21 protein-coding genes are annotated in these 26,109 nt (G+C 64.0%); 11 read left to right on the plus strand and 10 right to left on the minus strand.

The genetic code is table 11. The annotated features are described in order from the left end of the window. Positions 1–138: 138 nt before the first annotated feature. The 4 genes from gnd to JNA92_RS03390 all read left to right on the plus strand — a co-directional run bounded on the left by gnd (position 139) and on the right by JNA92_RS03390 (position 5,225). Positions 139–1,122: a phosphogluconate dehydrogenase (NAD(+)-dependent, decarboxylating) gene (gene gnd / locus JNA92_RS03375; RefSeq protein WP_241803305.1), complete on the plus strand. Its 984-nt coding sequence runs from the start codon at positions 139–141 to the stop codon at positions 1,120–1,122. Beyond that, the gene (zwf, locus tag JNA92_RS03380) at positions 1,119–2,627 is read left to right on the plus strand and encodes a glucose-6-phosphate dehydrogenase (RefSeq protein WP_241803306.1); all 1,509 of its coding nucleotides are present in this window, start codon (positions 1,119–1,121) and stop codon (positions 2,625–2,627) included. Before gnd ends, zwf begins: the two co-directional genes overlap by 4 nt. A 45-nt stretch (positions 2,628–2,672) precedes the next feature. Then, positions 2,673–4,469, plus strand: a complete 1,797-nt coding sequence (locus tag JNA92_RS03385) for a glycoside hydrolase family 15 protein (RefSeq protein ID WP_241803307.1) — start codon at positions 2,673–2,675, stop codon at positions 4,467–4,469. Between the two features lie 135 nt (positions 4,470–4,604). Next, a complete protein-coding gene (locus JNA92_RS03390; protein WP_241803308.1) occupies positions 4,605–5,225 on the plus strand; it encodes a TetR/AcrR family transcriptional regulator in 621 nt (206 codons plus the stop codon). 108 nt (positions 5,226–5,333) lie between these two features. Here the strand turns inward: JNA92_RS03390 and preA are convergent, their stop codons facing one another. From preA to hydA, 3 genes are all read right to left on the minus strand, one after another. Continuing rightward, positions 5,334–6,608 (minus strand): NAD-dependent dihydropyrimidine dehydrogenase subunit PreA, encoded by a 1,275-nt coding sequence (preA, locus tag JNA92_RS03395; protein WP_241803309.1) that lies wholly within the window; start codon positions 6,606–6,608, stop codon positions 5,334–5,336. Continuing rightward, complete coding sequence (locus tag JNA92_RS03400) at positions 6,609–7,976, minus strand: NAD(P)-dependent oxidoreductase (protein WP_241803310.1); 1,368 nt, start codon at positions 7,974–7,976, stop codon at positions 6,609–6,611. It abuts the gene before it with no gap. A gap of 148 nt (positions 7,977–8,124) precedes the next feature. Further along, positions 8,125–9,564: a dihydropyrimidinase gene (hydA, locus tag JNA92_RS03405; RefSeq protein WP_241803311.1), complete on the minus strand. Its 1,440-nt coding sequence runs from the start codon at positions 9,562–9,564 to the stop codon at positions 8,125–8,127. A 616-nt stretch (positions 9,565–10,180) separates the two neighbouring features. Here hydA and JNA92_RS03410 point away from each other — a divergent pair. Both JNA92_RS03410 and JNA92_RS03415 read left to right on the plus strand, forming a co-directional pair. Then, the gene (locus tag JNA92_RS03410) at positions 10,181–11,683 is read left to right on the plus strand and encodes an NCS1 family nucleobase:cation symporter-1 (protein ID WP_241803312.1); all 1,503 of its coding nucleotides are present in this window, start codon (positions 10,181–10,183) and stop codon (positions 11,681–11,683) included. A gap of 13 nt (positions 11,684–11,696) precedes the next feature. After that, positions 11,697–12,980 carry a Zn-dependent hydrolase gene (locus tag JNA92_RS03415; RefSeq protein WP_241803313.1) on the plus strand — a complete coding sequence of 428 codons (1,284 nt, stop codon included), beginning with the start codon at positions 11,697–11,699 and terminating at the stop codon, positions 12,978–12,980. Positions 12,981–13,191: 211 nt separating this feature from the next. Here the strand turns inward: JNA92_RS03415 and JNA92_RS03420 are convergent, their stop codons facing one another. Beyond that, positions 13,192–14,157: an MBL fold metallo-hydrolase gene (locus JNA92_RS03420; protein WP_241803314.1), complete on the minus strand. Its 966-nt coding sequence runs from the start codon at positions 14,155–14,157 to the stop codon at positions 13,192–13,194. Between the two features lie 62 nt (positions 14,158–14,219). Beyond that, a complete protein-coding gene (locus tag JNA92_RS03425) occupies positions 14,220–14,786 on the minus strand; it encodes a lipocalin family protein (RefSeq protein WP_241803315.1) in 567 nt (188 codons plus the stop codon). A 206-nt stretch (positions 14,787–14,992) separates the two neighbouring features. On the opposite strand from JNA92_RS03425, the gene JNA92_RS03430 reads away from it, so the two are divergent. After that, positions 14,993–15,805: a crotonase/enoyl-CoA hydratase family protein gene (locus JNA92_RS03430; protein WP_241803316.1), complete on the plus strand. Its 813-nt coding sequence runs from the start codon at positions 14,993–14,995 to the stop codon at positions 15,803–15,805. Positions 15,806–15,838: 33 nt separating this feature from the next. After that, positions 15,839–16,669, plus strand: a complete 831-nt coding sequence (gene nudC / locus JNA92_RS03435; RefSeq protein ID WP_241803317.1) for an NAD(+) diphosphatase — start codon at positions 15,839–15,841, stop codon at positions 16,667–16,669. Between the two features lie 898 nt (positions 16,670–17,567). Here the strand turns inward: nudC and JNA92_RS03440 are convergent. The 5 genes from JNA92_RS03440 to JNA92_RS03460 all read right to left on the minus strand — a co-directional run bounded on the left by JNA92_RS03440 (position 17,568) and on the right by JNA92_RS03460 (position 22,742). Continuing rightward, positions 17,568–18,347, minus strand: a complete 780-nt coding sequence (locus tag JNA92_RS03440) for a TSUP family transporter (RefSeq protein ID WP_241803318.1) — start codon at positions 18,345–18,347, stop codon at positions 17,568–17,570. Positions 18,348–18,542: 195 nt separating this feature from the next. Continuing rightward, the gene (locus JNA92_RS03445; protein ID WP_241803319.1) at positions 18,543–19,373 is read right to left on the minus strand and encodes an alpha/beta fold hydrolase; all 831 of its coding nucleotides are present in this window, start codon (positions 19,371–19,373) and stop codon (positions 18,543–18,545) included. A 170-nt stretch (positions 19,374–19,543) separates the two neighbouring features. After that, positions 19,544–20,899: a glutamine synthetase family protein gene (locus JNA92_RS03450; protein ID WP_241803320.1), complete on the minus strand. Its 1,356-nt coding sequence runs from the start codon at positions 20,897–20,899 to the stop codon at positions 19,544–19,546. A 9-nt stretch (positions 20,900–20,908) separates the two neighbouring features. Beyond that, positions 20,909–21,460: a helix-turn-helix domain-containing protein gene (locus tag JNA92_RS03455; protein WP_241803321.1), complete on the minus strand. Its 552-nt coding sequence runs from the start codon at positions 21,458–21,460 to the stop codon at positions 20,909–20,911. Continuing rightward, on the minus strand, positions 21,453–22,742 hold the full coding sequence (locus JNA92_RS03460; protein WP_241803322.1) for an NAD(P)/FAD-dependent oxidoreductase: 1,290 nt from the start codon (positions 22,740–22,742) through the stop codon (positions 21,453–21,455). The genes JNA92_RS03455 and JNA92_RS03460 overlap by 8 nt, the downstream gene beginning before the upstream one ends. Before the next feature lie 135 nt (positions 22,743–22,877). On the opposite strand from JNA92_RS03460, the gene JNA92_RS03465 reads away from it, so the two are divergent. The 3 genes from JNA92_RS03465 (at position 22,878) to JNA92_RS03475 (ending at position 26,068) form a co-directional block, all read left to right on the plus strand. Continuing rightward, positions 22,878–23,765, plus strand: a complete 888-nt coding sequence (locus tag JNA92_RS03465) for a LysR substrate-binding domain-containing protein (protein ID WP_241803323.1) — start codon at positions 22,878–22,880, stop codon at positions 23,763–23,765. A gap of 93 nt (positions 23,766–23,858) precedes the next feature. Further along, on the plus strand, positions 23,859–24,968 hold the full coding sequence (gene aguA / locus JNA92_RS03470) for an agmatine deiminase (RefSeq protein WP_241803324.1): 1,110 nt from the start codon (positions 23,859–23,861) through the stop codon (positions 24,966–24,968). Beyond that, the gene (locus JNA92_RS03475; RefSeq protein ID WP_241803325.1) at positions 24,968–26,068 is read left to right on the plus strand and encodes an extracellular solute-binding protein; all 1,101 of its coding nucleotides are present in this window, start codon (positions 24,968–24,970) and stop codon (positions 26,066–26,068) included. The genes aguA and JNA92_RS03475 overlap by 1 nt, the downstream gene beginning before the upstream one ends. Positions 26,069–26,109 lie beyond the last annotated feature (41 nt).

Below are 26,109 nucleotides of genomic sequence, written 5' to 3' on the forward strand. Positions count from 1 at the left end.
AATTCTTTCACTGCTCATTGGAACTTTTTTGTTTAACGTTGTCTCGCCGTTCGTCGCTGAACCCTCGGGCGGTGTGCTGGACTAATCTGAAACGCTGGACTGTGTTGTCATTCATTTTTTCAAGGGGAGCATCGGCTCATGCAACTGGGAATCGTCGGGCTGGGCCGCATGGGCGGCAATATTGCAAGGCGGCTGATGCGCGCCGGACACCGTACGGTCGTGCACGACCGTAACCGTGAGGCGGTAACCGGGCTGGAAGGCGAGGGCGCCCAAGGTGCCCACGACCTTGGCGCGCTGGTGCAGAAGCTGAAGGCGCCACGGGCGGTATGGGTGATGCTGCCGGCGGGCGAACCGACCGAGCAGACCATTGCACAACTGGCCGAGCTGCTGGAGCCGGGCGATGCGATCATCGACGGCGGCAACACCTTCTACAAGGACGACATGCGCCGCGCCGTCGAGCTGGCCAAGCGTGGGCTGCATTACCTGGACGTCGGCACCTCCGGCGGTGTCTGGGGCCTGGACCGTGGCTACTGCATGATGATCGGCGGTGAGAAGGACGTGTTCGAGCGCCTGGAGCCTCTGTTCAAGGCGCTGGCACCGGGCGTTGGCGACATTCCGCGCACCCAGGGGCGCGAAGGGGAGCACGGCCGCGCCGAACATGGCTACATCCATGCAGGCCCGCCCGGCGCTGGCCACTATGTGAAAATGGTGCACAACGGCATCGAATACGGGTTGATGCAGGCCTACGCTGAAGGCTTTGACCTGCTGCGCAGCAAAGGCGGCGATGAACTGCCGCCAGAACAGCGCTTCGACTTGAACGTCGCCGAAATCGCCGAGGTATGGCGCCGTGGCAGCGTGGTCACCTCCTGGCTGCTGGACCTCACCGCCGACGCCCTGGTGGCCGACCCGCAGCTGACGCAGTTCAGCGGCTCGGTATCAGACAGTGGCGAGGGCCGCTGGACGATCGATGCAGCCGTGGAGCAGGCGGTGCCGGTGCCGGTCCTGTCCAGTGCCTTGTTCGCCCGGTTCCGCTCACGCCAGCAGCAAGGCACCTACGGCGACAAGGTCCTCTCGGCCATGCGCCTGGGCTTCGGTGGCCACGTCGAGAAGAAAGGCCAATGACCCGACAGACCATTCCTGCAGCTGGCCCTTGTACCCTGTTCCTGTTCGGTGCCAACGGTGACCTGGTCAAGCGCCTGCTGATGCCGGCGCTGTACAACCTGGGCCGGGACGGCCTGCTCGACCGCAACCTGCGCATCGTGGGGGTGGACCACAACCCTGCCACCGCCGCTGAATTTGCCCAGCGGCTGCACGCGTTCATGCGTGAGCGCGCCGACAAAGGCGGCGAGGGCGCGGGCAAGGGCCTGGACGAAAAGCTTTGGGCACGCCTGGCCAAGCGCCTGGACTACCAGACCGGCGATTTTCTGGACCCTGCCACCTATACCGCGCTGGCCAAGCGCATCGACAAGACCAGCCATGGCAACGCCATCTTCTACCTGGCCACCTCGCCACGCTTTTTCCCCGAGGTTGCCCAGCGCCTGGGTGAGGCCGGCTTGCTTGACGAGTCTGCCGGGGGCTATCGCCGGGTCGTGGTGGAGAAGCCCTTCGGCACCGACCTGGCCAGTGCCGAGGCGCTCAACGCATGCCTGCTCAAGGTGATGAGCGAGCGGCAGATCTACCGCATCGACCATTATCTGGGCAAGGAGACGGTGCAGAACATCCTGGTCAGCCGTTTTTCCAATGGCCTGTTCGAGTCGTTCTGGAACAACCACTACATCGACCATGTGCAGATCACCGCCGCCGAAACGGTGGGGGTCGAGACGCGCGGTGCGTTCTATGACCAGACCGGCGCTTTGCGCGACATGGTCCCCAACCACCTGTTCCAGTTGCTGGCGATGGTTGCCATGGAGCCGCCTGCAGCCTTCGGTGCCGATGCCGTGCGCGGCGAAAAAGCCAAGGTGATCGGCGCTATCCGGCCCTGGTCGGCGAAGATGGCGCTGAAGAACTCCGTGCGCGGCCAGTACACCGCCGGCAAGCAGGGCCGCAAGCGCCTGGCCGGGTATCGCCAGGAAGACCGGGTGGCGGCCGACAGCCAGACCGAGACCTACGTGGCCCTGAAGGTGATGATCGACAACTGGCGGTGGGCCGGCGTGCCGTTCTACCTGCGTACCGGCAAACGGATGAGCGTGCGCGACACCGAAATCGCCATCTGCTTCAAGCCGGCGCCCTATGCGCAGTTTCGAGAGTCGGAGCTGGAGCGGCCCAAGCCCAACTACCTGAAGATCCAGATCCAGCCCAACGAAGGCATGTGGTTCGACCTGCAGGCCAAGCGCCCGGGGCCGGAACTGGTCATGGAGAACGTCGAGCTGGGGTTTGCCTACAAGGACTTCTTCAAGATGACCCCGGCCACGGGGTACGAGACCTTGATCTACGACTGCCTGACCGGTGACCAGACCTTGTTCCAGCGTGCCGACAACATCGAGAACGGCTGGCGCGCGGTGCAGCCATTTCTCGATGCCTGGGCGCAGGACGGCGAGGTGCATGAGTACCCGGCGGGTGAGGATGGACCAGAGGCTGGCAACGAGTTGCTGGCCCGTGACAAGCGCGAGTGGCACCGGTTGGGGTGACACGCGGCCCGCCTGGCGGGCCAGACAGCTCATAGAGGAGATTCAATGCCCGCCCACATCGAAGACTATGCGCTGCTCGGCAACTGCCGCAGCGCTGCCCTGGTCAGCCGTGACGGCTCCATCGACTGGCTGTGCCTGCCGCGCTTCGATGCCCCCGCGGTGTTCGCCGCGCTGCTGGGCAACGAAGAGAACGGTCGCTGGCGCCTGGCGCCCAGCGATCCGGTCGAACGTACCAGCCGGGCATACCAGGAAGACACCCTGGTGCTGGAAACCACCTGGGTCACGGCCAATGGCCGCGCCCGCGTGCTCGAATTCATGCCGCTGGAGGACGTCAACTCGGTGGTACGCATCGTCGAGGGCATTGCCGGCGAGATCAACTTTGAGATGGACCTGGTGCTGCGCTTCGACTACGGACGCAGCGTACCCTGGGTGGAAAAGCTCGACCCGTTGACCCTGAGCGCCGTCGCCGGCCCCGACCGGCTGATCCTGTGCAGCACGGTGCCCTCGCATGCCCGTGACCACCACACGGTCGCGCGCTTTCGGGTGAGCGCCGGCGAGCGCCAGGTGTTCAGCCTGCGCCATCAACCTTCGCACCTGCCGGTGCAACCTGACTGCGACCTCGAGCACGCCCTGGAACATACCGTCAGCCAGTGGCAGGCCTTTGCCGCCCGCTGCCCCGAGGTTGGCGCTTACAGCGCGAGCGTGCGCCGTTCATTGCTTACCCTCAAGGCCATGACCTATTCCCCTACTGGCGGCATCGTCGCAGCCGTCACCACGTCGCTGCCCGAAAGCATTGGCCGCGAACGCAACTGGGACTATCGCTTCTGCTGGCTGCGCGATGCCACCATGACCCTGCTGGCGTTCATGAACCTGGGCTACTTCGACGAAGCGCAGGCTTGGCGTGAGTGGTTGCTGCGTTCGGTGGCCGGCAACCCCGAGCAGATGCAGATCATGTACGGCCTGGCGGGCGAGCGAGACCTGCAGGAATACACCTTGCCGTGGCTGGCCGGGTATGAGCACTCACAGCCGGTGCGGGTGGGCAACGCAGCCGCTCAGCAGCGGCAGCTGGATATCTACGGCGAGGTCGCCGACGCCATGGCCCAGGCGATCAAGGGTGGTTTGCCCCGGCATCCACGCAGTGCGGCGATTTCTCGCCTGATCATGCCTTACCTGGAGCGCATCTGGCGTGAACCGGACGAAGGCATCTGGGAGGTGCGTGGTGGCAGGCAGCACTTCGTGCATTCCAAGGTCATGGCCTGGGTCGCATTCGACCGCGCCGCGGGGATGGCTGAGACCACCGAGGAGGGCAGTGAGCGCGGGCAGTATTACCGGCAGGTGGCCGATGACATCCGCCGTGAGGTGTGTGAGCAGGGGCTCGATGCCAAAGGCCAGCATTTCGTCCAGGCCTATGGCTCCAGCGAGATGGATGCCAGCCTGCTGCAGATCGCCCTGACCGGGTTCCTGCCGGCGCAGGATGAGCGCTTTCTGCGCACGCTCGAACAGATCGAGCAGCGCCTGCTGAAAAACGGTTTGCTGATGCGCTATGACAGCGACCGCTGCAGTGATGGCCTGACGCCGGGGGAAGGGACATTCCTGGTCTGTTCGTTCTGGTTGGCCGATGTGTATGTGCTGTTGGGGCGCCAGAGCGAGGCGCAGGCGCTGTACGAGAAGCTGACCGGGCTGTGCAATGACGTGGGCCTGCTGGCTGAGCAGTACGACCCGGCAGGCGCGCGCATGCTGGGCAATTTCCCCCAGGCATTTAGCCACATCGGCATCATCAACACTGCGCTCAACCTGCACCGGGCGCAGTGCCCGGCAAGGGATCGGGCCCGGTGCGGTTGAAGGCAGTGTACTGGTCTGGGCAAGTTGCTCGTCTTCGGCGAAATGACCGGAGTAGACTAGGGCCAAGAGTAAACGACAAGGAATACGCATGAGCGTTCGTCGCCATGAGCTGGCATTGAGGGCATCGCGATTCTGATGGCCAACCACAAGATCGAAATTCGCCGTCGCAACATCGATAAAATCCTCGTGGCCGCAGAAAAGGTGTTCGCCGAGAAAGGCTACGGCGCAACGTCCATGGGTGATATCGCCGAACAGGCCGAGCTGCCGCGCTCCAACCTGCATTACTACTTCAGCACCAAGGACGAACTGTTCCGCGCAGTGCTGCAGGACCTGCTGGATGTGTGGAAGCAGGACGCACTGTGTTTCGAAAACTTCGACGACCCACGGGTGGTGTTGACCAGCTACATTCGCGCCAAGATGGGCCATTCTCGCTCACGGCCGCTGGGCTCGAAGATCTGGGCCGAAGAGATGCTGCATGGCGCGCCGCTGCTTGGGGTGAGCCTGGATGACAGCCTGGTGCCGTGGGCCAAGCTGAAGGTCGACAAGATTCGCCGCTGGGTGGAGGAGGGGCGCATCCTGCCGGTGGAGCCTTCGGCACTGCTGTACATGATCTGGGCTTCGACCCAGCACTACGCCGACTTCGGTTACCAGGTGGCGGTGCTCAATGGCGGTGAACCGTTGTCGGACCTGGCGTTCGAGAGTGCGATCCAGACGGTGACGCGTGTGATCCTGCGGGGTATCGGGCTGGAGCCTTGATGGCGCGGCCCTTGAGTTGCGGCCGCGCCCACGGTGCATCGCGTTTCATTGCAGGGGCGGCCTTGCGTCGCGAAAGGCTAGCAAGACGGCCCCAGCAATTCACACGGGTCAGCTCGCTTCACGGTAGGGGTTGCGCGGGTCCTGGGTCCAGTTCAGGTACGGCTTGCCGGTGTCCTGCGCGACCATGTCGATGCAGTGTTCCACCGGGCAGGTGATCTGGCACAGGTTGCAGCCCACGCATTCGTCTTCGATCACGCTGTAGGCGTGGGTCCCGTCCGCTTTGAGCGTACTGGCGATGGCCTGGTGCGAAGTGTCCTCGCAAGCGATGTGGCAGCGCCCGCAGCCGATGCAGGCATTCTGGTCGATGTGCGCCACCGATTTGTAGTTGATGTCCAGGTACTTCCAGTCGGTGGTGTGCGCCACGGCCTGGCCGCGGAAGGCTTCCAGGCTCTGGTGCCCGTGCTGGTCCATCCAGCGTGCCAAACCGTCCTTCATGTCTTCGACGATACGAAAACCGTGCAGCATCGCCGCCGTGCACACCTGCACCGCGCCACTGCCCAGGGCAATGAACTCGGCCGCATCCCGCCAGTTGCCGATACCGCCGATGCCACAGATCGGTAGCCCGCGGGTTTGCGGGTCGCGGGCGATCTCGGCGACCATGTTCAGGGCGATGGGTTTGACCGCCGAGCCGCAGTAGCCGCCGTGGGTGCTCTGGTCCCCAACGATCGGGTGGGCGACCATGCGGTCCAGGTCGACGCTGGTGATGGAGTTGATGGTGTTGATCAGTGACACCGCATCGGCGCCACCGCGATGCGCTGCACGCGCCGACTGGCGGATATCGGTGATGTTGGGCGTGAGCTTGACGATCACCGGCAATGTGCAGTGCGTCTTGCACCAGCGGGTGACCATTTCCACATACTCCGGCACCTGGCCGACCGCCGCGCCCATGCCGCGTTCGGGCATGCCATGCGGGCAGCCGAAGTTCAGTTCGATACCGTCGGCACCGGTGGCTTCCACCAGCGGCAGGATGAACTTCCAGGATTCCTCGACGCACGGCACCATCAGCGAGACGATCAGCGCCCGGTCGGGCCAGTCCTTCTTGACCTGGGTGATTTCGCGCAGGTTGATTTCCAGGGAGCGGTCGGTGATCAGCTCGATGTTGTTGATGCCCTGCACCAGCCGGTTGGCACCGTAATGCGCCGAGTAGCGCGACGACACGTTGACGGCTGCCGGGTCCTCGCCCAGGGTCTTCCAGACCACGCCACCCCAGCCGGCCTCGAAGGCGCGAACCACGTTGTAGGCTTTGTCGGTCGGCGGCGCGGAGGCCAGCCAGAAGGGGTTGGGTGCCTTGATGCCGGCGAATACGATAGACAAGTCGGCCATTTATGCAGCCTCCACATTGAGCATGAGTTGGGCATGGATGGCTTCGGCGGCCAGCTTGCCGTGTTGCACGGCCTGGACGGTGAGGTCCTGGCCCAGAGCGGTGCAGTCGCCACCGGCGTAGACGCCCGGCAGGCTGGTGCGCATACCCTCGTCGACGCGAATGCGCTCGCCGTCGCGGGCCAGCTGCGCGGCCAGCGGGTCGTTGAGGCTGTGTTCGTCGAAACCTTGGCCGATGGCTTTGAAGATGGCGTCGGCGGCCAGCTCGAAGGTTTCACCGGTGTCGCGCAGGCGGCCCTCGGCCAGTTCGGTGCGGGCGAAGCGCATGCCCCGCACGCGGTTGTCGTCGTCCAGCAGTACGGCGTCGGGGCGGGCCCAGGTGTGCAGGCGCACCTGATTGGCCTTGGCGATGTCCTGCTCGTGGCCGGTGGCGCCCATGTCGGCGTAACCGCGCCGGTAGACCAGGTTGACGTCGCGAGCACCCAGGCGGCTCATTTGCACGGCCATGTCGATGGCGGTGTTGCCTGCGCCGATCACCAGGCAACGCTCTGCCAACGGCAGTTGCGAAAGATCATCCGCCTGGCGCAGCTCACGGATGTAGTCGGTGGCCGCGAGCATGCCGGGCGCCTCTTCACCAGGCAGGCCGAGCTGGCGTACGGCGGCCAGACCAAGCCCAAGGAATACCGCATCGTATTGCTCACGCAGCTCTGTCAGGCTCAGGTTGCCGCCCAGGCGTTGGCCGTGGCGCATTTCGATGCCGCCGATGCCAAGCAGGAATTCCACTTCGCGCTGGGCATAATCGTCCACCAGCTTGTAACGGGCGATGCCGTACTCGTTCAGGCCGCCCGCCTTGTCGCTGGCCTCGAACACCACCACCTCATGGCCATGCATGGCCAGGCGATGTGCACACGCCAGCCCGGCGGGGCCTGCACCGACCACGGCGATGCGCTTGCCGGTGGCTGGCGAACGTTTGAACGGGTGCTCGGTGAAGCCGGCGTTGTCCAAGGCATAACGCTGCAGCTGGCCGATCAGTACCGGTGCACATTCCTGGGCATTGTTGCGCACGCAGGCCTGCTGGCAAAGAATCTCGGTGGGGCACACGCGGGCGCAGCTACCGCCCAGGATGTTGGCCGACAGGATGCGCTCGGCGGCACCTTGCAGGTTCTCGTCGCTGATGCGGTGGATGAACGAGGGAATGTCGATTTCGCTCGGGCATGCGTTGACACAGGGCGCGTCGTAGCAATACAGGCAGCGGGCGCTTTCCACTGCGGCCTGGCGGGCGGTGAGGGGCGGCGCGAGGTCGCTGAATTGCTCGGCCAGTTGGTCGGCACCGGCGCGGGGGCGCGGCAAGTGGTTCAGGGCGTCGATCACGGTTGTAGCCTCTCTTTTTTATAGGGCTTGGGGTGGGGCACCATGCGCCCCAATCGCCGGCCAGCCGGCTCCCACAGGTACAGTGAGGTACCTGGGAGCGTGGGGGGCTGGCTTGCCGGCCAGGGGCTGCGCAGCAGCCCCGACAGTTTCAGCGCTGCACAGGTATCGGGCGCTGCTGCTCGGCGCGGCGGCCCAGCACCTCGTAGACCGAGGGGTACGCCGGGCGCTGCACGTAACGACCCGCGCCAGGTTCGGCGCGCAGGTCGCCATCGGCCCAGACCACGCGGCCCTGGCTGATGGTGTGGCTGGGGATACCGCGCACGGTCCGGCCTTCGAAGATGTTGAAGTCGACACGCTGGTGGTGGGTCTGCGCGGAGAGGGTGCGCGTGCCCTGTGGGTCCCACAGCACTAGGTCGGCATCGGCGCCGACGCGGATGGCGCCCTTGCGCGGGAACAGGTTGAAGATCTTCGCGGTGTTGGTGGAGGTCAGCGCGACGAATTCATGCATCGACAGCCGCCCACTGTTGACGCCCGCGTCCCACAACACCGCCATACGGTCTTCGATGCCGGCCGTGCCGTTGGGGATGCGGCTGAAGTCGTTGCGCCCCATGGCTTTCTGCTCGGCGCAGAAGCAGCAATGGTCGGTGGCGGTGGTGTGCAGGTTGCCTGACTGCAGGCCGCGCCACAGGGCGTCCTGATGCTCGCGCGGGCGGAAGGGCGGGCTCATCACATACCCAGCGGCGGTGGCCCAGTCCGGGTCACGGTAGACGCTGTCGTCGATCAGCAGGTGCCCGGGCAGTACTTCACCGTAGACCGGCTGGCCCTTGGCCCGGGCATAGGTGATTTCGTCCAGCGCTTCACGGCTGGAGATGTGTACCACGTACAACGGCGTACCAATGGTTTCGGCGATGCGGATGGCGCGGCTGGCAGCCTCGCCTTCGACTTGCGAAGGGCGCGACAGCGGGTGCGCCTCGGGGCCGGTCAGCCCTTGGGCGAGGAGCTTTTGCTGCAGGTGGTAGACCAGCTCGCCGTTCTCGGCGTGCACGGTGGGTACCGCGCCCAGTTGCAGGCAACGCTCGAAGCTGGCGACCAGGGTGTCGTCGGCGGCCATGATCGCATTCTTGTAGGCCATGAAGTGCTTGAAGCTGTTCACGCCATGTTGGGTGACCAGCTCGCCCATTTCTTCGGCGACCTGCTCGCTCCACCAGGTGATGGCAACGTGAAAGCCGTAATCGGACGCGCTCTTTTGCGCCCAGCCGCGCCAGGTGTGGAAGGCCTCCAGCAGCGATTGCTGCGGGTTGGGGATGACGAAGTCGATGATCGAGGTGGTGCCGCCGGCCAGCCCTGCGGCAGTCCCGCTGAAAAAGTCCTCGCTGGCCACTGTGCCCATGAAGGGCAACTGCATGTGGGTGTGCGGGTCGATGCCGCCGGGCATCAGGTACTGGCCGCTGCCGTCGAGGATCTCGCAGTCGGTAGGCGCTTGTAGGTCTTTGCCAATGGCGCAGATCTGGCCATCGACACACAGGACATCAGCGGGGTAGCTCTCTTCGTGGGTGACCACGGTGGCGCCACGGATCAACAGGGACATGCCGTCTTCCTCGCAGGCTGACCGGTCTTTGCCGGTTCTTCGATTGTTATGCGCCAGTGGCTGGAGGATGAATTTCAATCCTGTCAGACCTGACAAGAATGGAATTTAGATGCTGATTGTGGATTGTTCAAGAAAATATTTAATGGGCTTTAAACTTATATAAGTAACTGATTTTAAAGGGTTAATTAAAAAGATCACCAAAATGGTGAGACCTTTCACCATTTTGACGCACTTGACAACAAGCCAAATTGGTCAAGATTTTCCATGCAAAATCAGCTGCTTGACACCTGGCTGGGAGGCGCAGGGCGCGCCACTGAAAAACCAGGCTGCACCAGTTTGAAACCTGTTGCAGGGGCCAGGGCCGGTCCCAGGCGCTGAACGTGAAAGGCGATGACATGACCGCGCCGTCGCCTGACGTAGATCAATGCCTTGCAGATCAGTTGATTACCTGCGCTCGGCGGCGGCCGGCCGGGCAGGCGAAGGCCGGCCCGGCACGTATTTTGAGTACGGCCACAACCGCCAGGCCGGACCGCAGGAGCAGTACTGGTGGTGTATGTCCTCCGGCCATCGCGTTAGCCCGATGAGCAGACAATTAGAAAAATCTGGAGAAGGCCCCATGCAACAGAGCAGATCGCAAGTGATCGAGCAGGATGGCCTGTTCGAGCTGTCCGCAGGCAGTGACGTGCTCGACAGCCCGCGCTACAACCACGACATCGCGCCCACAAAGGTGCACCAACGCACCTGGAACAAATGGCACATCACCGCACTGTGGGTGGGCATGTCCATCTGCGTGCCCACCTATACCCTGGGCGGCGTGCTTACGGCCTACTTTGGCCTCAGCGTGGGCGAGGCGTTGCTGGCGATCCTGCTGGCCAACCTCATCGTGCTGATCCCGCTCACCCTCAACGCCTTCCCCGGCACCCAGTACGGCATTCCCTTTCCTGTGTTGCTGCGTTCATCGTTCGGTATCTTCGGCTCCAACGTACCCTGCCTGATACGCGCGGTGGTTGCCTGTGGCTGGTTCGGCATCCAGACGATGTTCGGCGGCTTGGCCATTCACCTGTTCCTGGGCTCGATCTTCGATGACTGGAAAGCGTTGGGCGGCACCGGTGAAGTGATCGGCTTCATGGTGTTCTGGGCCCTCAACCTGTGGGTGGTGTTGCGCGGTGCAGAATCGATCAAATGGCTCGAAACCCTGTCCGCGCCCTTGTTGGTGGCAGTCGGCTTTGGCCTGCTGTTCTGGGCATTGCCGCACATGTCGATGGCTGAGCTGCTGGCCCAGCCGCCCAAGCGTCCGGAAGGGGCGAGCGTGGTGAGTTATTTCTGTGCCGGGCTTACCGCGATGGTCGGCTTCTGGGCCACGTTGTCGCTGAACATTCCGGATTTCAGCCGCTACGCCAAGAGCCAGAAAGACCAGATTCTCGGGCAGATCTTCGGCCTGCCGTTGACCATGTTCCTGTTCGCTTCCTTGGGCGTGGTGATGACCGCCGCCTCGGCGTCGCTGGTAGGTGAAACGGTCTCCGACCCGGTCAGCCTGATCGGCAAGATCCAGAGCCCGGGCTGGGTGGCACTGGCCATGGCGCTGATCGTGATCGCGACGCTGTCGACCAACACCGCGGCCAACATCGTCTCACCGACCAACGACTTCCAGAACATTGCCCCGCGCCTGATCGGGCGCAGCCGCGCCGTGTGGCTGACAGGCTTCATCGGCCTGGCACTGATGAGCCACGAGTTGCTGAAAAAACTTGGCTGGATCGTTTCCGACATCAGCCTGGAGAGCGTCTATTCCAACTGGCTGCTGGGGTACTCCAGCCTGCTGGGGCCGATTGCCGGGATCATGGTGGTGGACTACTTCCTGATCCGTCGGCAGAAGCTGGATCTGGCCGGCCTGTACCGTGATGACATCTACCCGGCCTGGAACTGGGCAGGCTTCGCCGCCTTTGCATTGCCTGTGGCTCTGACCGTGATGGCCATTGGTAACAGCAGTTTCAGTTGGTTCTACGACTATGGCTGGTTCACCGGGTCGCTGCTTGGCGGGGTGCTGTACTACGCCCTGGGCGGCTTGGCGGTGCGTGGGCCAGTGCAGCCTGTGATCAATGCAGACAACAAAAACGCCTGAGGAGACCTAACCCATGACCCCAGCCCAACAAGCCCTGCAATCGACTGAACACCATGTGAACAGTGAGCGCCTGTGGCAATCGCTGATGGACCTCGCCCGCCTCGGTGCCACACCCAAGGGCGGTGTCTGCCGCCTGGCGCTGACCGACCTCGACCGCCAGGCCCGCGACCTGTTCGTCGAGTGGTGCGAGGCTGCCGGTTGCAGCGTCAGTGTCGATGCCGTCGGCAATATCTTTGCCCGTCGGCCAGGGCGCAATCCCAAGCTGCCACCGGTGATGACCGGCAGCCATATCGATACTCAGCCCACCGGTGGCAAGTTCGATGGCTGCTTTGGGGTGATGGCGGGCCTTGAGGTGATCCGCACCCTCAATGACCTGGGCATCGAGACTGAAGCCCCGATGGAGGTGGTGGTCTGGACCAACGAGGAAGGCTCGCGTTTTGCGCCCTGCATGATGGGCTCGGGGGTGTTTGCCGGCAAATTCACCCTGGAGGAAACCTTGGCCAAGCGTGATGCCCAGGGCGTGAGCATGGGCGAGGCGTTGACCGCCATCGGCTACGCCGGCCAGCGTGCAGTGCTTGGCCACCCGGTAGGCGCGTATTTCGAAGCCCATATCGAGCAGGGGCCGATCCTTGAGGACCAGGCCAAGACCATCGGTGTGGTGCTTGGCGCGCTGGGGCAGAAGTGGTTCGACCTGACCTTGCGTGGCGTTGAAGCCCATGCCGGCCCTACGCCGATGCACCTGCGCAAGGATGCACTGGTCGGCGCTGCGGCGGTGGTAGAAGCGGTCAACCGGGCCGCGCTGGGCCATCAGCCGCATGCCTGTGGCACGGTTGGTTGCCTGCAGGCGTACCCCGGTTCTCGCAACGTGATCCCGGGCGAAGTGCGCATGACCCTGGACTTTCGTCACCTCGAAGCCCAGCAGCTGGACTCGATGATCGCTGACGTGCGCGCAGTGATTGAGACCACCTGTGCCAAGCATGGGCTGAGCCATGAATTGACCCCCACGGCCGACTTTCCGGCCCTGTACTTCGACCGCAGTTGCGTCGATGCCGTGCGTGATTCGGCGCGGACACTGGGCTTGCCGCACATGGACATCGTCAGTGGGGCGGGGCATGACGCGATCTTCCTGGCCGAGTTGGGGCCGGCGGGGATGATCTTCGTGCCGTGTGAAAACGGCATCAGCCATAACGAAATCGAGAACGCCACCCCGCAAGACCTGGCAGCGGGCTGCGCGGTATTGCTGCGCGCCATGCTGGCGGCGTCGGAGGCAATCGCCAGCGGGCGGCTGGCGGCGTGATGCCTTGACGGGCCGCCTCGCCGGCTAACCGGCGAGGCGGCCGCTGGAGGGTCACTCCGCCGCCATCAGGCCAACGCCTCTCGGCTGCTGCTGGCCACCTTGGTGTGGCGCAGCGTCGGCGAAAGCGAATATTCCATTTTCGTTAAAGAAAAAATAACGCTTTCACTCGCTGGAATTGTCGGTTTGTGAAGCGTGGTGCCGGTGTGATTGGCTAAACGTCCGTGACCCGACCCAGGCACCCATCGCGCCCGATGTGGTAACGCTGCAGGTCCTGGGCCAGGGTCAGGTTGCCGCTGTAATGGGCCTGCGCCTCTTCCCTGACCTGGTCGATGCACGGGCTGCGCCGCGGGTCTGCCTGATAGCGGGCACTGAAATGCGTCAGCACCAGGTTGCGCACGCCGGCCGTTTCGGCAAAGCGCGCCACGGCGGCCGCACTGCTGTGGCCGAAGCTGACCCCTGTGCGCTCGATGATCGGTTGGGTGAATGTCGCTTCGTGCACCAGCACGTCTACGTCTTTCGCCGCTTCGGCCAACAGGTCGGGGGTGTCGTTGTCGCCGCAGACGATCACCCGCCGTGCCGGGCGCGAGGCGCGCAGGTAGTCGCGGCCATCCAGCACTCGCCCCGCGTGCTCGACCGTCTGGCCCTTGGCAAGCTCGCCCCACAGCGGGCCGCGGGGGATACCTTCGGCATCCAGGCGCTGCACGTCAAGGCGCGGTTCGGGGTTCAACTCGGTGAACACGAAAGCCACGCTGGGCACCCGGTGCGACAGCTGTACGCTGCTGACCGCCAGGGTATCGCTGCGCCATTGATCCCGTTGCTCGACCGCGAGCAAACGCAGTTCGAACGGCAGGAAGGTATCGCTGGCGGCCAGGCTCAGGCGCACCCAGTCGTGCAAGGCTGCCGGCAGCACCAGGTCCAGCGGTGCCGTGCGCCCGCTCATGCCCGCGCTGGCCAGCAGGCCTGGCAGGCCGAAGCAATGGTCGCCGTGCACATGGGTGATGAAGATGGCGCGCAGGTCGCGGACCGACAACGGCGTGTGCAGCAGTTGATGCTGTGTACCTTCGCCGCAATCGACCAGGTACCAGTGGCTGCCGCTGGCTTCGATCACGGCAGTGGCGCTGACGTTGCGCGCTTTTGTGGGCACCCCGGCCGAGGTGCCCAGAAACAGCAGGTCCAATGACTGACTCCAAGTCTGAGTGGGCACTCACCAAAGCCCGACTGAATCGGGGCATCGATGAATCAGGGGGTTACTGCATCATCGCCCTGCCGCCAGATCAGCTCGCGGGTGTCATAGCCCTGTTTCTTGGCAATGGCCAGCATCTGCTCACGGGTCTGGTCGTTGATCACCGGGGTGCGCGACAGCAGCCACAGGTACTCGCGGTTGGGGTGCCCGACCAGTGCTACGCGGTAGTCCTTGTCGTGGTACAGCACCCAGTATTCGCCCTTGGTCAAACCTGGCGCCAGGCGGCTGAACCAGTTGTCGAAGGTGACCCACAGCTTGTCGGTCTTGCCCGGCTGCTGGGCTTCGGCGATGCCTTTGGCCTCGTTCCACTGGCCGTCCTTTTCCTTGCAGCGGTTGGTCACATCGATACGACCGTCTTCGCGCAAGCCATAGATGGCTTCGGACTGCACGCAGTTGCGTTGGAAGAACATCGGCAAGCGCGCTTGCTCGTACCAGGTGCCTTGGTAGCGCTGCAGGTCGACCTGTTGGGTGGTCGGTGGGGCGCGATGCTCATCGCTCGAACCGGCGCAGCCGGCCAGGGCCAGTGTCATGCAGGAAACAATCAGGGCTGTACGCATCGCCATGGCAAACCTCTTGGGAAGGGATGAAGAGCTTACCTGTGTTTCGATGTGTGTGAGGCGCAAAAGTTGTACGCTTTTTTCATGCCGGGCAAAGCTATGACGGCATGGCCCTGGCAACCCCTCGGCAAGTCCCGGTTTTGGCACAAGTACGGCAACCGGGCTGGGTTACCATCCGTGCAGTTAACCTTTCCCCCGCAGGAGTGCAGCCCGTGACCGAGTACAGCGCATTCAAGGTCGAACTGACCGACAACATCGCCCATGTGCAGATCAATCGCCCTGAAAAGATCAACGCCATGAATGCTGCCTTCTGGGAAGAGATCGTCGATATCTTCCAGTGGATCGACGACACCGATGCAGTGCGCGCCGTGGTCATCAGCGGCGCGGGCAAGCATTTTTCTTCGGGTATCGACTTGATGATGCTGGCCTCGCTGGCCGGCCAGATGGGCAAGGACGTTGGCCGTAATGCGCGCCTGCTGCGCCGTACCATCCTGCGCCTGCAGGCCTCCTTCAATGCCGTGGACAACTGCCGCAAGCCGGTGCTGGCGGCCATCCAGGGCTATTGCATTGGCGGTGCCATCGACCTGGTGTCGGCCTGCGACATGCGCTATTGCAGCGCGGAGGCGCAGTTTTCGATCAAGGAGATCGACATGGGCATGGCCGCAGATGTCGGCACCCTGCAACGTTTGCCACGCATCATCGGCGACGGCATCATGCGTGAACTGGCCTTCACCGGGCGCAATGTTGCGGCCGACGAGGCGCTGCGCATCGGCCTGGTCAACCGGGTCTATGATGATCAGGCTGCGTTGCTCGACGGGGTCTTTGCCATTGCCCGCGAGATTGCCGCAAAATCACCGATCGCTGTGGCGGGCACCAAGGAGATGCTCAGCTACATGCGTGACCATCGCATCGACGATGGCCTGGAGTACATCGCCACCTGGAACGCTGCCATGCTGCAGTCCGAAGACTTGCGCGTGGCTGTGGCGGCCCATATGAGCAAACAGAAACCGACGTTCGCCGACTGACCGGGCCGGGGGACGCAGTAAAGGAACCCCGACATGTCAGCACGCTGGACTAGCGCAGTACTCGACCCGCAGATCACCGGTGGCTGGGCTGTCGCCCGCAGCCCGGAAGGGTTTCTGGTGGACGCCAATGGCGCGCTGTTCCCCCGCGACTGGCTCAAGCGGCAGGACCTGGATGTGCTGGCCGAGCACGGTATCGGCCATTTCGACGGCGAGCCGGTATTCCTGCTGGAACTGCGCAGCGCTGCCGAGGTGCCCGGTTGCGGCTGGCGCGGCCTGCGGGCGTTCATGCTCGAAGGCGATTTCGATCTTTACAAGGTGCTTGGCTACGCCGCGCAGATCGGCACCTGGGCGCGCGAACACCGGTTCTGCGGCAGTTGCGGCCAACCGATGACGCAGATCCGCTGGGAGCGGGCGATGTACTGCCAGCCTTGCGACCTGCGCAGCTACCCACGCATCTCGCCGAGTATGATCGTGCTGGTGACCCGTGGCGACGAGATCCTGCTGGCCCGGTCGCCGCGCTTCGTCACCGGCGTCTACAGCACCCTCGCAGGCTTTGCCGAACCGGGCGAAGCGGCCGAGGATTGCCTGGTGCGGGAAGTGCGTGAAGAGGTGGCGGTCGAGGTCACCAATATCCAGTACGTCGGCAGCCAGTGCTGGCCGTTTCCGCACTCGATGATGCTGGGCTTCCACGCCGAGTATGCCGGTGGCGAGATCGTCATGCAGCCGGATGAGATCGAAGACGCCAGGTGGTTCAACGTGCACGACCTGCCACCACTGCCGGCCGGGCGTTCCATCGCCCGGTACCTGATCGATCTGTATGTGGCACGGCGATTGGGCTTGCCTGAGCCTGTCCTGCCTCGTTGAGGGCGCTTGGGGTAGTGCCAGGGGGCATGCTTGACCTGGTATTTTTGTCAGTTTCAGACCTCACTGCGCCCGCTTAGCATTCAGTGGTATTTGACGGATCGATGCCACTGTTGGCGCAGGAAGCCTTATGAAACCCACCGTCCGCGAGCATGAACAGGAGACGTTGCGTAATAGTTCGATCGGGCGCGCCCTGGTAGATACAGCGATGGTCCATGAGGCTATCGATATCGAAAAGCGCATCAGCGCACAGGCAAGTGTCGAGGCGCCTCAGGGTGAGTCGCCCATCGTCACGCTCCAAGGCAGCGGGCATGTCATCGTGACTGCCGCCCATGCCTCCGAGTCCTTTCGTGAAGGCCGGTTTCGCATTTCCGACGGTGGTGGGACGGCTGCCCTGGCACACATGCTCAACAGGCTCGCTTCGGCAACGGTGCTTTACACCCAGTACCGCTCACCGTCCGACCCGAACTATTACGATGACAATGCATTCAAGGAAACGCTGGCTGAACTGATTGACCGCCAGAGGCCGATGGTGGTCCTGGATATTCATGGCAGTCATGACTTCAGGCCCTACGATATCGACATTGGCACGCTCAATGGCAGGTCTCTGCTGGGTGATGCTTCATTGTTGCCGGCCCTGCTCGACAGCCTTCAGCAGGAAGGCATCGGCAACTTTTCGGATAACTACTTCAGCGCCCAGGCGCATCAGACCATTACCCGATTTGCTTGCACCCGGGGTGTGCCCACCCTTCAGCTGGAAATCAGCAGCACCTGGTTGCGGCCCTCGGAGGGGGGCATGATGGCTCACCGGTTCGCGCAGTTGCTGCAGGGGCTGGCCCGCTATGCAAGCGCTGTCGCTGCGCCCGAATGGGGCCAGCAAGGCGCCGACCCAGGCCCTGCGTCAGGCCTGGCCGAACCAGTGCTGCCAGGCCAGGCGTGCGGTCAGCGCCAGGACCACGGTGATGAATACCGGGCGGATGAACTTGCTGCCGCCGCTGATCGCCGTGCGTGCGCCGAAAAACGCGCCGACCATCACCGACAGGCCCATGCACAGGCCGACGATGTAATCCACCTGCCCGGAAATGACGAACACCGTCAACGCCGCGATGTTGCTGACGAAGTTCATGCTGCGTGCCACGCCGCTGGCACGGACCAGGTCGATGGGGTAGAGCAGCAGGGTGCTCACCGTCCAGAAAGCACCGGTGCCGGGTCCGGCCACGCCATCGTAGAAGCCCAGGGTGAAGCCCTGCGGGAACTGCCACTTCTTCTTGATCGGCGCATCGGCATCCAGCGGCGCTTTGGGGGTACCCCCGAACAGCAGGTAGATGCCGCAGGCGAAGACGACTACCGGCAGCATCTTGTTCAGCCATTCGGCCGGCATGTAATGGGCAATGACCGCGCCGATCAGCGCGCCGACCAGGGTGGCGAGCAAGGCCGGGCGCCATTGCGCCGGGTGGAAGAGCTTGCGTTTGTAGTAGGTGAAACCCGCGGTAGCCGAGCCGAACGTCGAGCTCAGCTTGTTGGTGCCCAGCACCAGGTGCGGCGGCATGCCAGCGGTGAGCAGTGCCGGGGTGGTGAGCAGGCCACCTCCGCCGGCGATGGCGTCGATGAAACCGGCGACGAAGGCGACCAGGGCGAGGATCAGTAAGGTGAGCGGTTCTACGGTGAGTTCGAAGGGCATGGGTGTCTGGCAGGCAGGGGGCAGCAAAATGCCGCGCTAGAAGGGCAACATGGTAATCCCGGGCGGGGTGGGTTGCCAGTGCCGGCCTCATTCACTTGGCAAGCCCGCCCTCACAGGTTCTGCACAGTGGCCAAGGCCGGCGATGGTCCTGTGAAAGCCGCCTTGCCAGCGATGAGGCCAGCGCGGACGATGGCGTCAGCTTCGGATGAAGGCCAGCAAATCCGCATTGATCACATCGGCGTGGGTCGTCGGCATGCCATGCGGGAAGCCCTTGTAGGTTTTCAACGTGCCATTGGGCAGCAGCTTGGCCGACAGTGGGCCGGAGTTTTCATAGGGAACGATCTGGTCATCGTCACCATGCATCACCAGCACTGGCTGCTGGATCTTCTTCAGGTCTTCGGTGAAGTCAGTCTGGGAAAACGCTACGATCCCGTCGTAGTGCGCTTTGGCGCTGCCGATCATGCCTTGGCGCCACCAATTGGCAATGACCCCTTCGGCAGGCTCGGCGCCTGGCCGGTTGTAGCCGTAGAACGGTCCGCTCGGCACATCGCGGTAGAACTGGGCTCGGTTACCTGCCACCTGTGCCTGGAACCCGTCGAACACTGATTTGGGCAAGCCTCCTGGGTTGTCCGGGGTTTGCACCATCAACGGCGGCACGGCGGCGATCAGCACCGCTTTGGCCACCTTGTCGCCTGGGTGGCGGGCCATGTACCGTACCACTTCGCCGCCTCCGGTGGAGTGGCCGACATGCACCGCACCCTGGATCCCCAGATGCTCGACCACGGCGGCCACGTCATCGGCGTAGTGGTCCATGTCATGGCCGTCCCATACCTGGCTGGAGCGGCCGTGGCCGCGGCGGTCGTGGGCGACGACACGGAAGCCTTGGCCAAGGAAGAACAACAGCTGCGCGTCCCAGTCGTCCGCACTGAGCGGCCAGCCGTGGTGGAAGTGGATGACCTGCGCATCGCGCGGGCCCCAGTCCTTGTAGAAGATCTGAACGCCATCCTTCGTGGTCACGTAGCTCATGGTCGAGTCTCCTCAGTGCAGGGGGGTTGCCAAGTGAGCTATTCAGAATAGGAGAGTTTTCTGTCTTGTCAGTACCAGCCTCATCGCCGGCGCAGCCGGTGCCAGGCACCGCGCATTCAGCGGGCTCACCTACGTGAGCCGGCTTGCCGACGATGTGGCCAGTATCTGCCTCAAAGAAACCACCGGTACTCCCGGGCACTCACCTCCTGCATGAACGCCAGGTGGTCCTGGCGCTTGTTCTCGCAATACACCATCACGAACGCTTCCCCCAACCCTTCATTCACAGCCGGGTGCTCACGCATGGCTGCGACGGCGCCGAGCATGTCCTTGGGGAAGTCGACCCCGCTGGCGCGATCGTCATTGAGCGGCGCAATCGGCTCCTGCGCGGCATTCAGCCCATGCTCCATGCCGCACAAGATGGCCGCCAGCACCAGGTACGGGTTGGCATCCGCCCCCGCCAGGCGGTGCTCGATACGCACATTGCATGCATCCGACTCGGGGATGCGGATGCATGCGTCACGGTCTTCAAAGCCCCAACTGGCACGGCTGGCGGCATTGACCATGGCCCCATAACGGCGAAACGCATTGTGGTTGGCGGCGAATATCGGCATGCAGTGCGGCAGCAAGGCCAGGCATCCGGCCACTGCATGGCGCAGCGGGCGCTGCTGGTCAGCCGCCAGCAGGTTGTTGCCGGCCTTGTCGTACAGGCTGACATGCACGTGCATGCCGCTGCCGGGCGCCTGCAGGTAGGGCTTGCTCATGAACGAGGCACGCAGCCCGTGCTTGAGCGCCACGCCGCGGGTACTGCGGCAGAACAGGGCGGCCCAGTCGGCGGCACGCAGGCCGTCATCGCAATGGCCGAAGTTGATTTCGAACTGGCCGGGGCCGAGTTCAGCGGTGATGACGTTGGCGTCGATCCCTTGCGCGTTGGCGGTTGCGACCATGTCGCGCAGCACGTCGCTGAACCGCGACAGCCGTTCGATGTGCATGTTGGGCTGGTCGTCCGCGTCATCGCTGAACGGGTCCCGCGGGAACTGCGGTAGCCCCTGCTTGAGTGCCCGGTCGAATAGGTAGAACTCCAGCTCGAATGCCACCACCGGGCGAATGCCGCGCCGCTCCAGGCGCTGCAGCACCCGGGCGAGCACCTCCCTGGGCTCGAACTCGATTGGCGCGGCGGTGCCGTCGGAGCTGATCAGCATCTGGCCCAGCGGTTCGCGCTCCCAGCTCACCGGTTTGAGTGTGCCGGGCACCAGGCGCCGCGGGGCGTCCGGGTCGCCGTCGCTGAAGCAATAGTCGCCAATGGGGAACAGCCCGCCTTGCACGCCCAACAGCACGCAGTTCTGCGGCAGTTTCAGCGGGCTGCCAGCGGCAACCTTTTCGAGCATGTCGATGGGGTAGCGCTTGCCGTAGAAATGCCCGGGGATGTCCAGGCTCAGCAGGTCGACATGGCGCACCTCGGGGTAACGGGTGCGGAAGGCACGTACTTCACTGAGCAGATCGGCAAAGCCTGTCGTTGTCGTTGTCATGCTGTGCTCTCATCGGAATACCCAGAGGACGCGGGTCGTCTGGTCGGTCAGGTTGGCGTAGCGGAAGTGGCTGTGCGGGGGGAGCTGAAAGCTGTCGTTGGGACCGAGTGTGACGGCGTCCGGGTGGCCATCCAGCCACAGGGTCAGCGCGCCTTCGAGAACGAACCCGCCTTGCTCGGCGCTGTCGTCCAGGTGCCCCTCACCACTGCTGGCACCGGGCGCCAGGTGGCTTTCGAGCATGGCAAAGCGGCCGTTGAGGGTTGGCGAGACCAGCACGTCGCTGATGCCCTCGGCGTAGTAGATCGTGCGCCGTTCACCGGGGCGGGTGACCCAGTCGAGTTCGCGCGGCTGGCTGGCCTGGTAGAAATAGGTGGTGGGTACGTGCAGCGCTTCGCTGATCGCCGTGAGGTCGGCCACGGTCGGCTGCGACAGGCCGCGCTCGACCTGGGACAGAAAGCCCAGCGAGCGCTTGACCTTGATCGCCAGCTCGCCAAGGGTCAGCCCGCGGTGCTTGCGCAGGCCACGAATCAGCAGGGCCAGGCCCTGGGCGTCTTCAGACATGATCGCGCATCCGGTACCAGGCCTTGGCTGCAGCCTCCAGTGGGGCAGCCAACAGGTCGCCGCCCGGGAAGCGGCCATTGGCGATGCCTTGGTACAACGCCAGCAGCTCGTCGTCGCCCAGGATCGCGTCGCTGACCGCGCGCGCCGCGGCCAGGGTCGGCAGCACGCCGTGGCCGGAAAAGCCCTGCAGCCAGTAGCGCTGGCCGTCACGGCCAATGTCCGGGGTGCGCTGGATGCTGCAGTCGATATGCCCGCCCCAGGCATAGTCGATGGCAACGCCCGCCAGTTGTGGGAACACACGCTCAAGGTAGGGGCGGGTGGCGCTGGCCACGTCCTTGGGAATACCGCCCAGGTAGGTGCAGCCGCCGCCGAACAGCAAACGGTGGTCAGGCGTGAGCCGGAAGTAGTCGGGTACGAACTGGTTGTCGATCACGCAACTGTTGCGTGGCAACAGCGACCGGGCGAAATCCGCCTCCAGTGGCGCGGTGGCCACTTGATAGGAGCCGACCGGTAGAAGCCGGCGCGACAGGTTGCGGTCAAGGCGGTCGATGTAGGCGTTGCAGGCCAGCACCAGCACATCGCCGTGCACGTGGCCGTGGCCGGTGCGGGCGATAAAGCCGTTGGCGCTGCGCTGGTAGTCGAGCACCTGGCTTTGCTCGAAAATCTGCCCGCCGGCAGCCTCGATCGCGCTGGCCAGGCCTTGGGCCAGTTTCAGCGGGTTGAGGTGCGCGCCCCGGGCGTCATACAGCGCAGCCTGGTAGCGCGGGCTATCGATCCACTCGGGCAACTCGTCACGACCGATCAGGCGCAGGGCGTCGTAGCCCCATTTCTGTTCGGCATCGAGCAGGGCCTGTTCCAGCCGTTTCACCCGGCGTGGCAGCACCGATGTCCAGAGGCTGCCGGCCCGGTAATCGATATCGAAGCCGTGACGCTGCGGCAGTTCACGCAGTTCGTCGGCAGCCCAGCACATGCTGGCCCACAGGCGTTGGCTGCGTTCCACACCCAAGGCTTTCTCCAGGGGCGGCATGTCGCATGACCAGCCCAGCAGCGCCTGGCCACCGTTGCGCCCGGAGGCGGCCCAGGCCACCCTGCTGGCTTCCAGCAGCGTCACACGCTTGCCGGCCAAAGCCAGGCGCAGGGCCGTGTGCAGGCCGCTGAAGCCGGCACCGATGAGGATCACATCGGTGTCGTGCCGGCCTTGCAAGGTAGGGCGCAAGGGGATGCTGGCGGGGTAGGTGCGTGCGTAGTAACTGGCGACGTGCTGGGCGGATTGCTTGAACATGCCTTGGCCTCGTGAAATTTTTTATGATTATTTTCATGAAAATTTAGCAGCTGATTTTCATCGCGCCAGCCGAGTCACGTTGGCGCTATGATCGGGTGGCCCTATAGAGGCCCCACGCACCTGCCAGGACTACCTATGCGCCGCCTGCCTTCCCTGACTGCCCTGCGTACCTTCGAGTGCGCTGCCCGCCACGGCCACTTCGGCCGCGCCGCCGCCGAACTGTGTGTGACTGACAGTGCGGTGAGCCACCAGATCCGTCAGCTCGAGGAACAGCTTGGGGTCACTTTGTTCGAACGCGTTGGCCGCCAGGTGCGGCCCAGCGCTGAGGCCGAGCGGCTGTTGCATCACCTGCAGCAGGCCTTCGAGCTGATCGGCAAGGCCTGTGACGAGCTGCGCGACCCGGCATCGCAGGCGGTGCTACGGGTGGCGGTGACTGCCGAGCTTGCACAGAAATGGTTGGTGGCGCGGCTCGCCGACTTCAGCGGCCGTTACCCGCACATCACCCTGCACCTGCTCGAGCAGCCGATCGCCGCAGGGGCCCCGGCCTTGGATGTCGACCTGGCCATCACCTATGGCACCAGCACACTCGACGCCAGTACCCACTTCGTCAGGCCCTTGCCGCTGCTGCAGTTCTTCCCGGTGTGCAGCCCGGGCCTGTTCAACCAGGGCGGCCTTAAACGCCCACGCGATTTGGTGCGCCATTGCCTGTTGCACGACGACCAGGACGGCCGGACCTGGACCACCTGGCTGGCTACCCATGCCGACGATGCCCTGCCCACGCGCCAGCTCTACTTCCCGCATGCGGCGCTGGCACTGGAGGCGGCGCTGCTGGGGCAGGGCGTGGCCATGGGGGACAACCTGACCTGCCAGGCCGACCTGCAGAGCGGCAGGTTGGTGCGGCCTTTCAGTGCCAGCGTCACCGCGCAGGGGCAATACGCACTGGTGTGCGAGCGCTTGCGCCTGGAACGGGCTGCGGTGGCGCACTTCATCGAATGGTTCATCGAACAGCTGGGTGATAGCTGAATTGAATTCAGCTATCGCTGAGTTTTCATCGTTGGAAGCGTCAGGCCAGCCAGCGTAGCGTGCAGTCATCACTCACCGACACGAGGTTGACCCATGGCACGTTCGCTCACCACCACGCCCAAGGCCGATGGTTTCCGCTTGCCTGGCGAATTCGAGCCCAAGGCAGGCTGCTGGCTCGGTTGGCCCGAGCGGCCAGATGTGTGGCGCAATGGCGCCAAGCCGGCACAGAAGGTCTGGGTCGAAATCGTCAGCGCCATTGCGTCCAGTGAACCGGTCACGGTTTGCGCGTCCGCTGCCCAGTACGCCAATGCGCGGCGCCTGCTGCCGGCGCAGGTGCGGGTGGTGGAGATGACCTGCAACGACACCTGGTTCCGAGACAGCGGCGCGTGCTTCGTGGTCAACGACAACAGCGGCCAAGTGCGTGGCGTGGACTTTGAATTCAATGCGTACGGTGGGCTGGACGGCGGCCTTTATTACCCGTGGGACAAGGACGACCAGATCGCCCAGAAAATGCTCGAAATCGAAGGTTTGGACCGCTATCGCGCGCCGTTGATTGCCGAACTCGGCGGAATTCAGAGCGACGGCCAGGGCAGCCTGCTGACCACTGAGCAGTGCCTGCTCAACCGTAACCGCAATGCCCACCTGGGCAAGGAGGAGGTCACGCGCCGGCTTGAGGACTACCTGGGCGCCGACCAGGTGATCTGGTTGCCACGCGGTTGCAAGTTCGACGAAACCGATGGCCATGTCGACGACCTGGCGTGTTTCGTGCGGCCGGGTGAAGTGGTGCTGCAGTGGACCGACAACCGGAACGACCCGCAGTGGGAGATCTACCAGGAGGCGTACGACGTACTGCGCAGTACCCGCGATGCCCGCGGGCGGGAGTTGAAGGTTCACAAACTGCCCCAGCCCGAGGTGCTGCAGTGGACGGCCGAGGAAGCTGCCGGCCTGGACCAGGTCGAAGGCACTCACGTGCGGGAGGCCGGCACGCGGATTTGTGCGTCGTACATCAACTACTACGCCGGCAACACGGCCATCGTCGTGCCGCTGTTCGGTGACCGTAATGACAGTGTTGCCCAAGCCACCCTGGCCGAGCTGTTCCCTGGCCACCGCATTATTGGCATTGAGAACTCGCGGGAAATCCTGCTAGGTGGCGGCAATGTCGCCTGCATCACCATGCCGCAATATGCCGGAGGCCGTCGCTGATGAAACCGACCCTACTGGCGGCTGCGCTCGCGCTGGGCTGCGCGGTGTCGGCGGCCCAGGCGGCCGACGCAGAGCAGCCAACCGTCAACCTGTATATCTGGGGCGAATACCTTGCCCCGGACACGCTGACCAACTTCGAGAAAGAAACCGGCATCCGTGTGGTTGCCGACCACTTCGACTCGCTGGAAACCGCAGAGACCAAGTTGCTCACCGGCGGCAGTGGCTACGACGTGGTGCTCAGTGCCGGCCAGCACCTGAGCCGGGCGATAGCCAGCGGTGCGCTGCAGCCTTTGGACAAGGCGCAGCTACCGCACCTGGCAGGTATCGGTGAGGAGTTTCGCCAGCACATGGCGATGTACGACCCTGGCAACCGGTATGCCGGGACCTACGCCTGGGGTACCACCGGCGTCGGTTACCAGCAGCAGGCTGTGACGGCGCGCATGGCCGAGGCGCCGGTAGGCAGCTGGGCGATGCTGTTCGACCCGCACGTGGTGGCCAAATTCGCCGACTGTGGGGTCAGCCTGCTCAACGACCCCAACGAGGTGTTCGCCGCGGTGATGCGCTACATGGGCCTGGACATCAATCAGCAGCGCCTGGAGGACCTGAAAGCTGCAGAACTGCAACTGCGAAAGATTCGGCCGTATATCCGCTACTTCGACAACGACCGCAATATCAATGACCTGGCCAACGGCGAAACCTGCGTGGCGATGTCGTGGAACGGCAACGTGGCGATCGCCCAGGCCCAGGCGCAGCAGGCCGGCAAGGCGTTCAACCTGGCGTACAGCATCCCGCAGGAGGGCACGCTGATCTGGCTGGATGCATTGGTGGTGCCCAAGGATGCCCCGCATCCCCAGGCCGCCTGGAAGCTGCTGGACTACCTGATGCGGCCAGAGGTGATTGCGCCGATTACCGATACCATCCATTACGCCAACGCGATCACGGCGGCGGACGGGTTGGTGGACCCGCAGATCCGCAACGCGCCTGGCACTTATCCGCCGGCGCAGGTGAGGGCACGGTTGTATGGCAAGAACGACAACGGCAAGGCGTTCAACCGTGAACTGACGCGAGCGTTCAGCCGGCTGAAAAGCGGCAGGGGTTGACCGGCACCGCTCGCCGGCCCAAAGGGGCGCTCAGCGCCCCT

It is taken from the genome of Pseudomonas putida (assembly GCF_022627325.1).
In the GTDB taxonomy this organism is placed as follows: Bacteria; Pseudomonadota; Gammaproteobacteria; order Pseudomonadales; family Pseudomonadaceae; genus Aquipseudomonas; species Aquipseudomonas putida_X.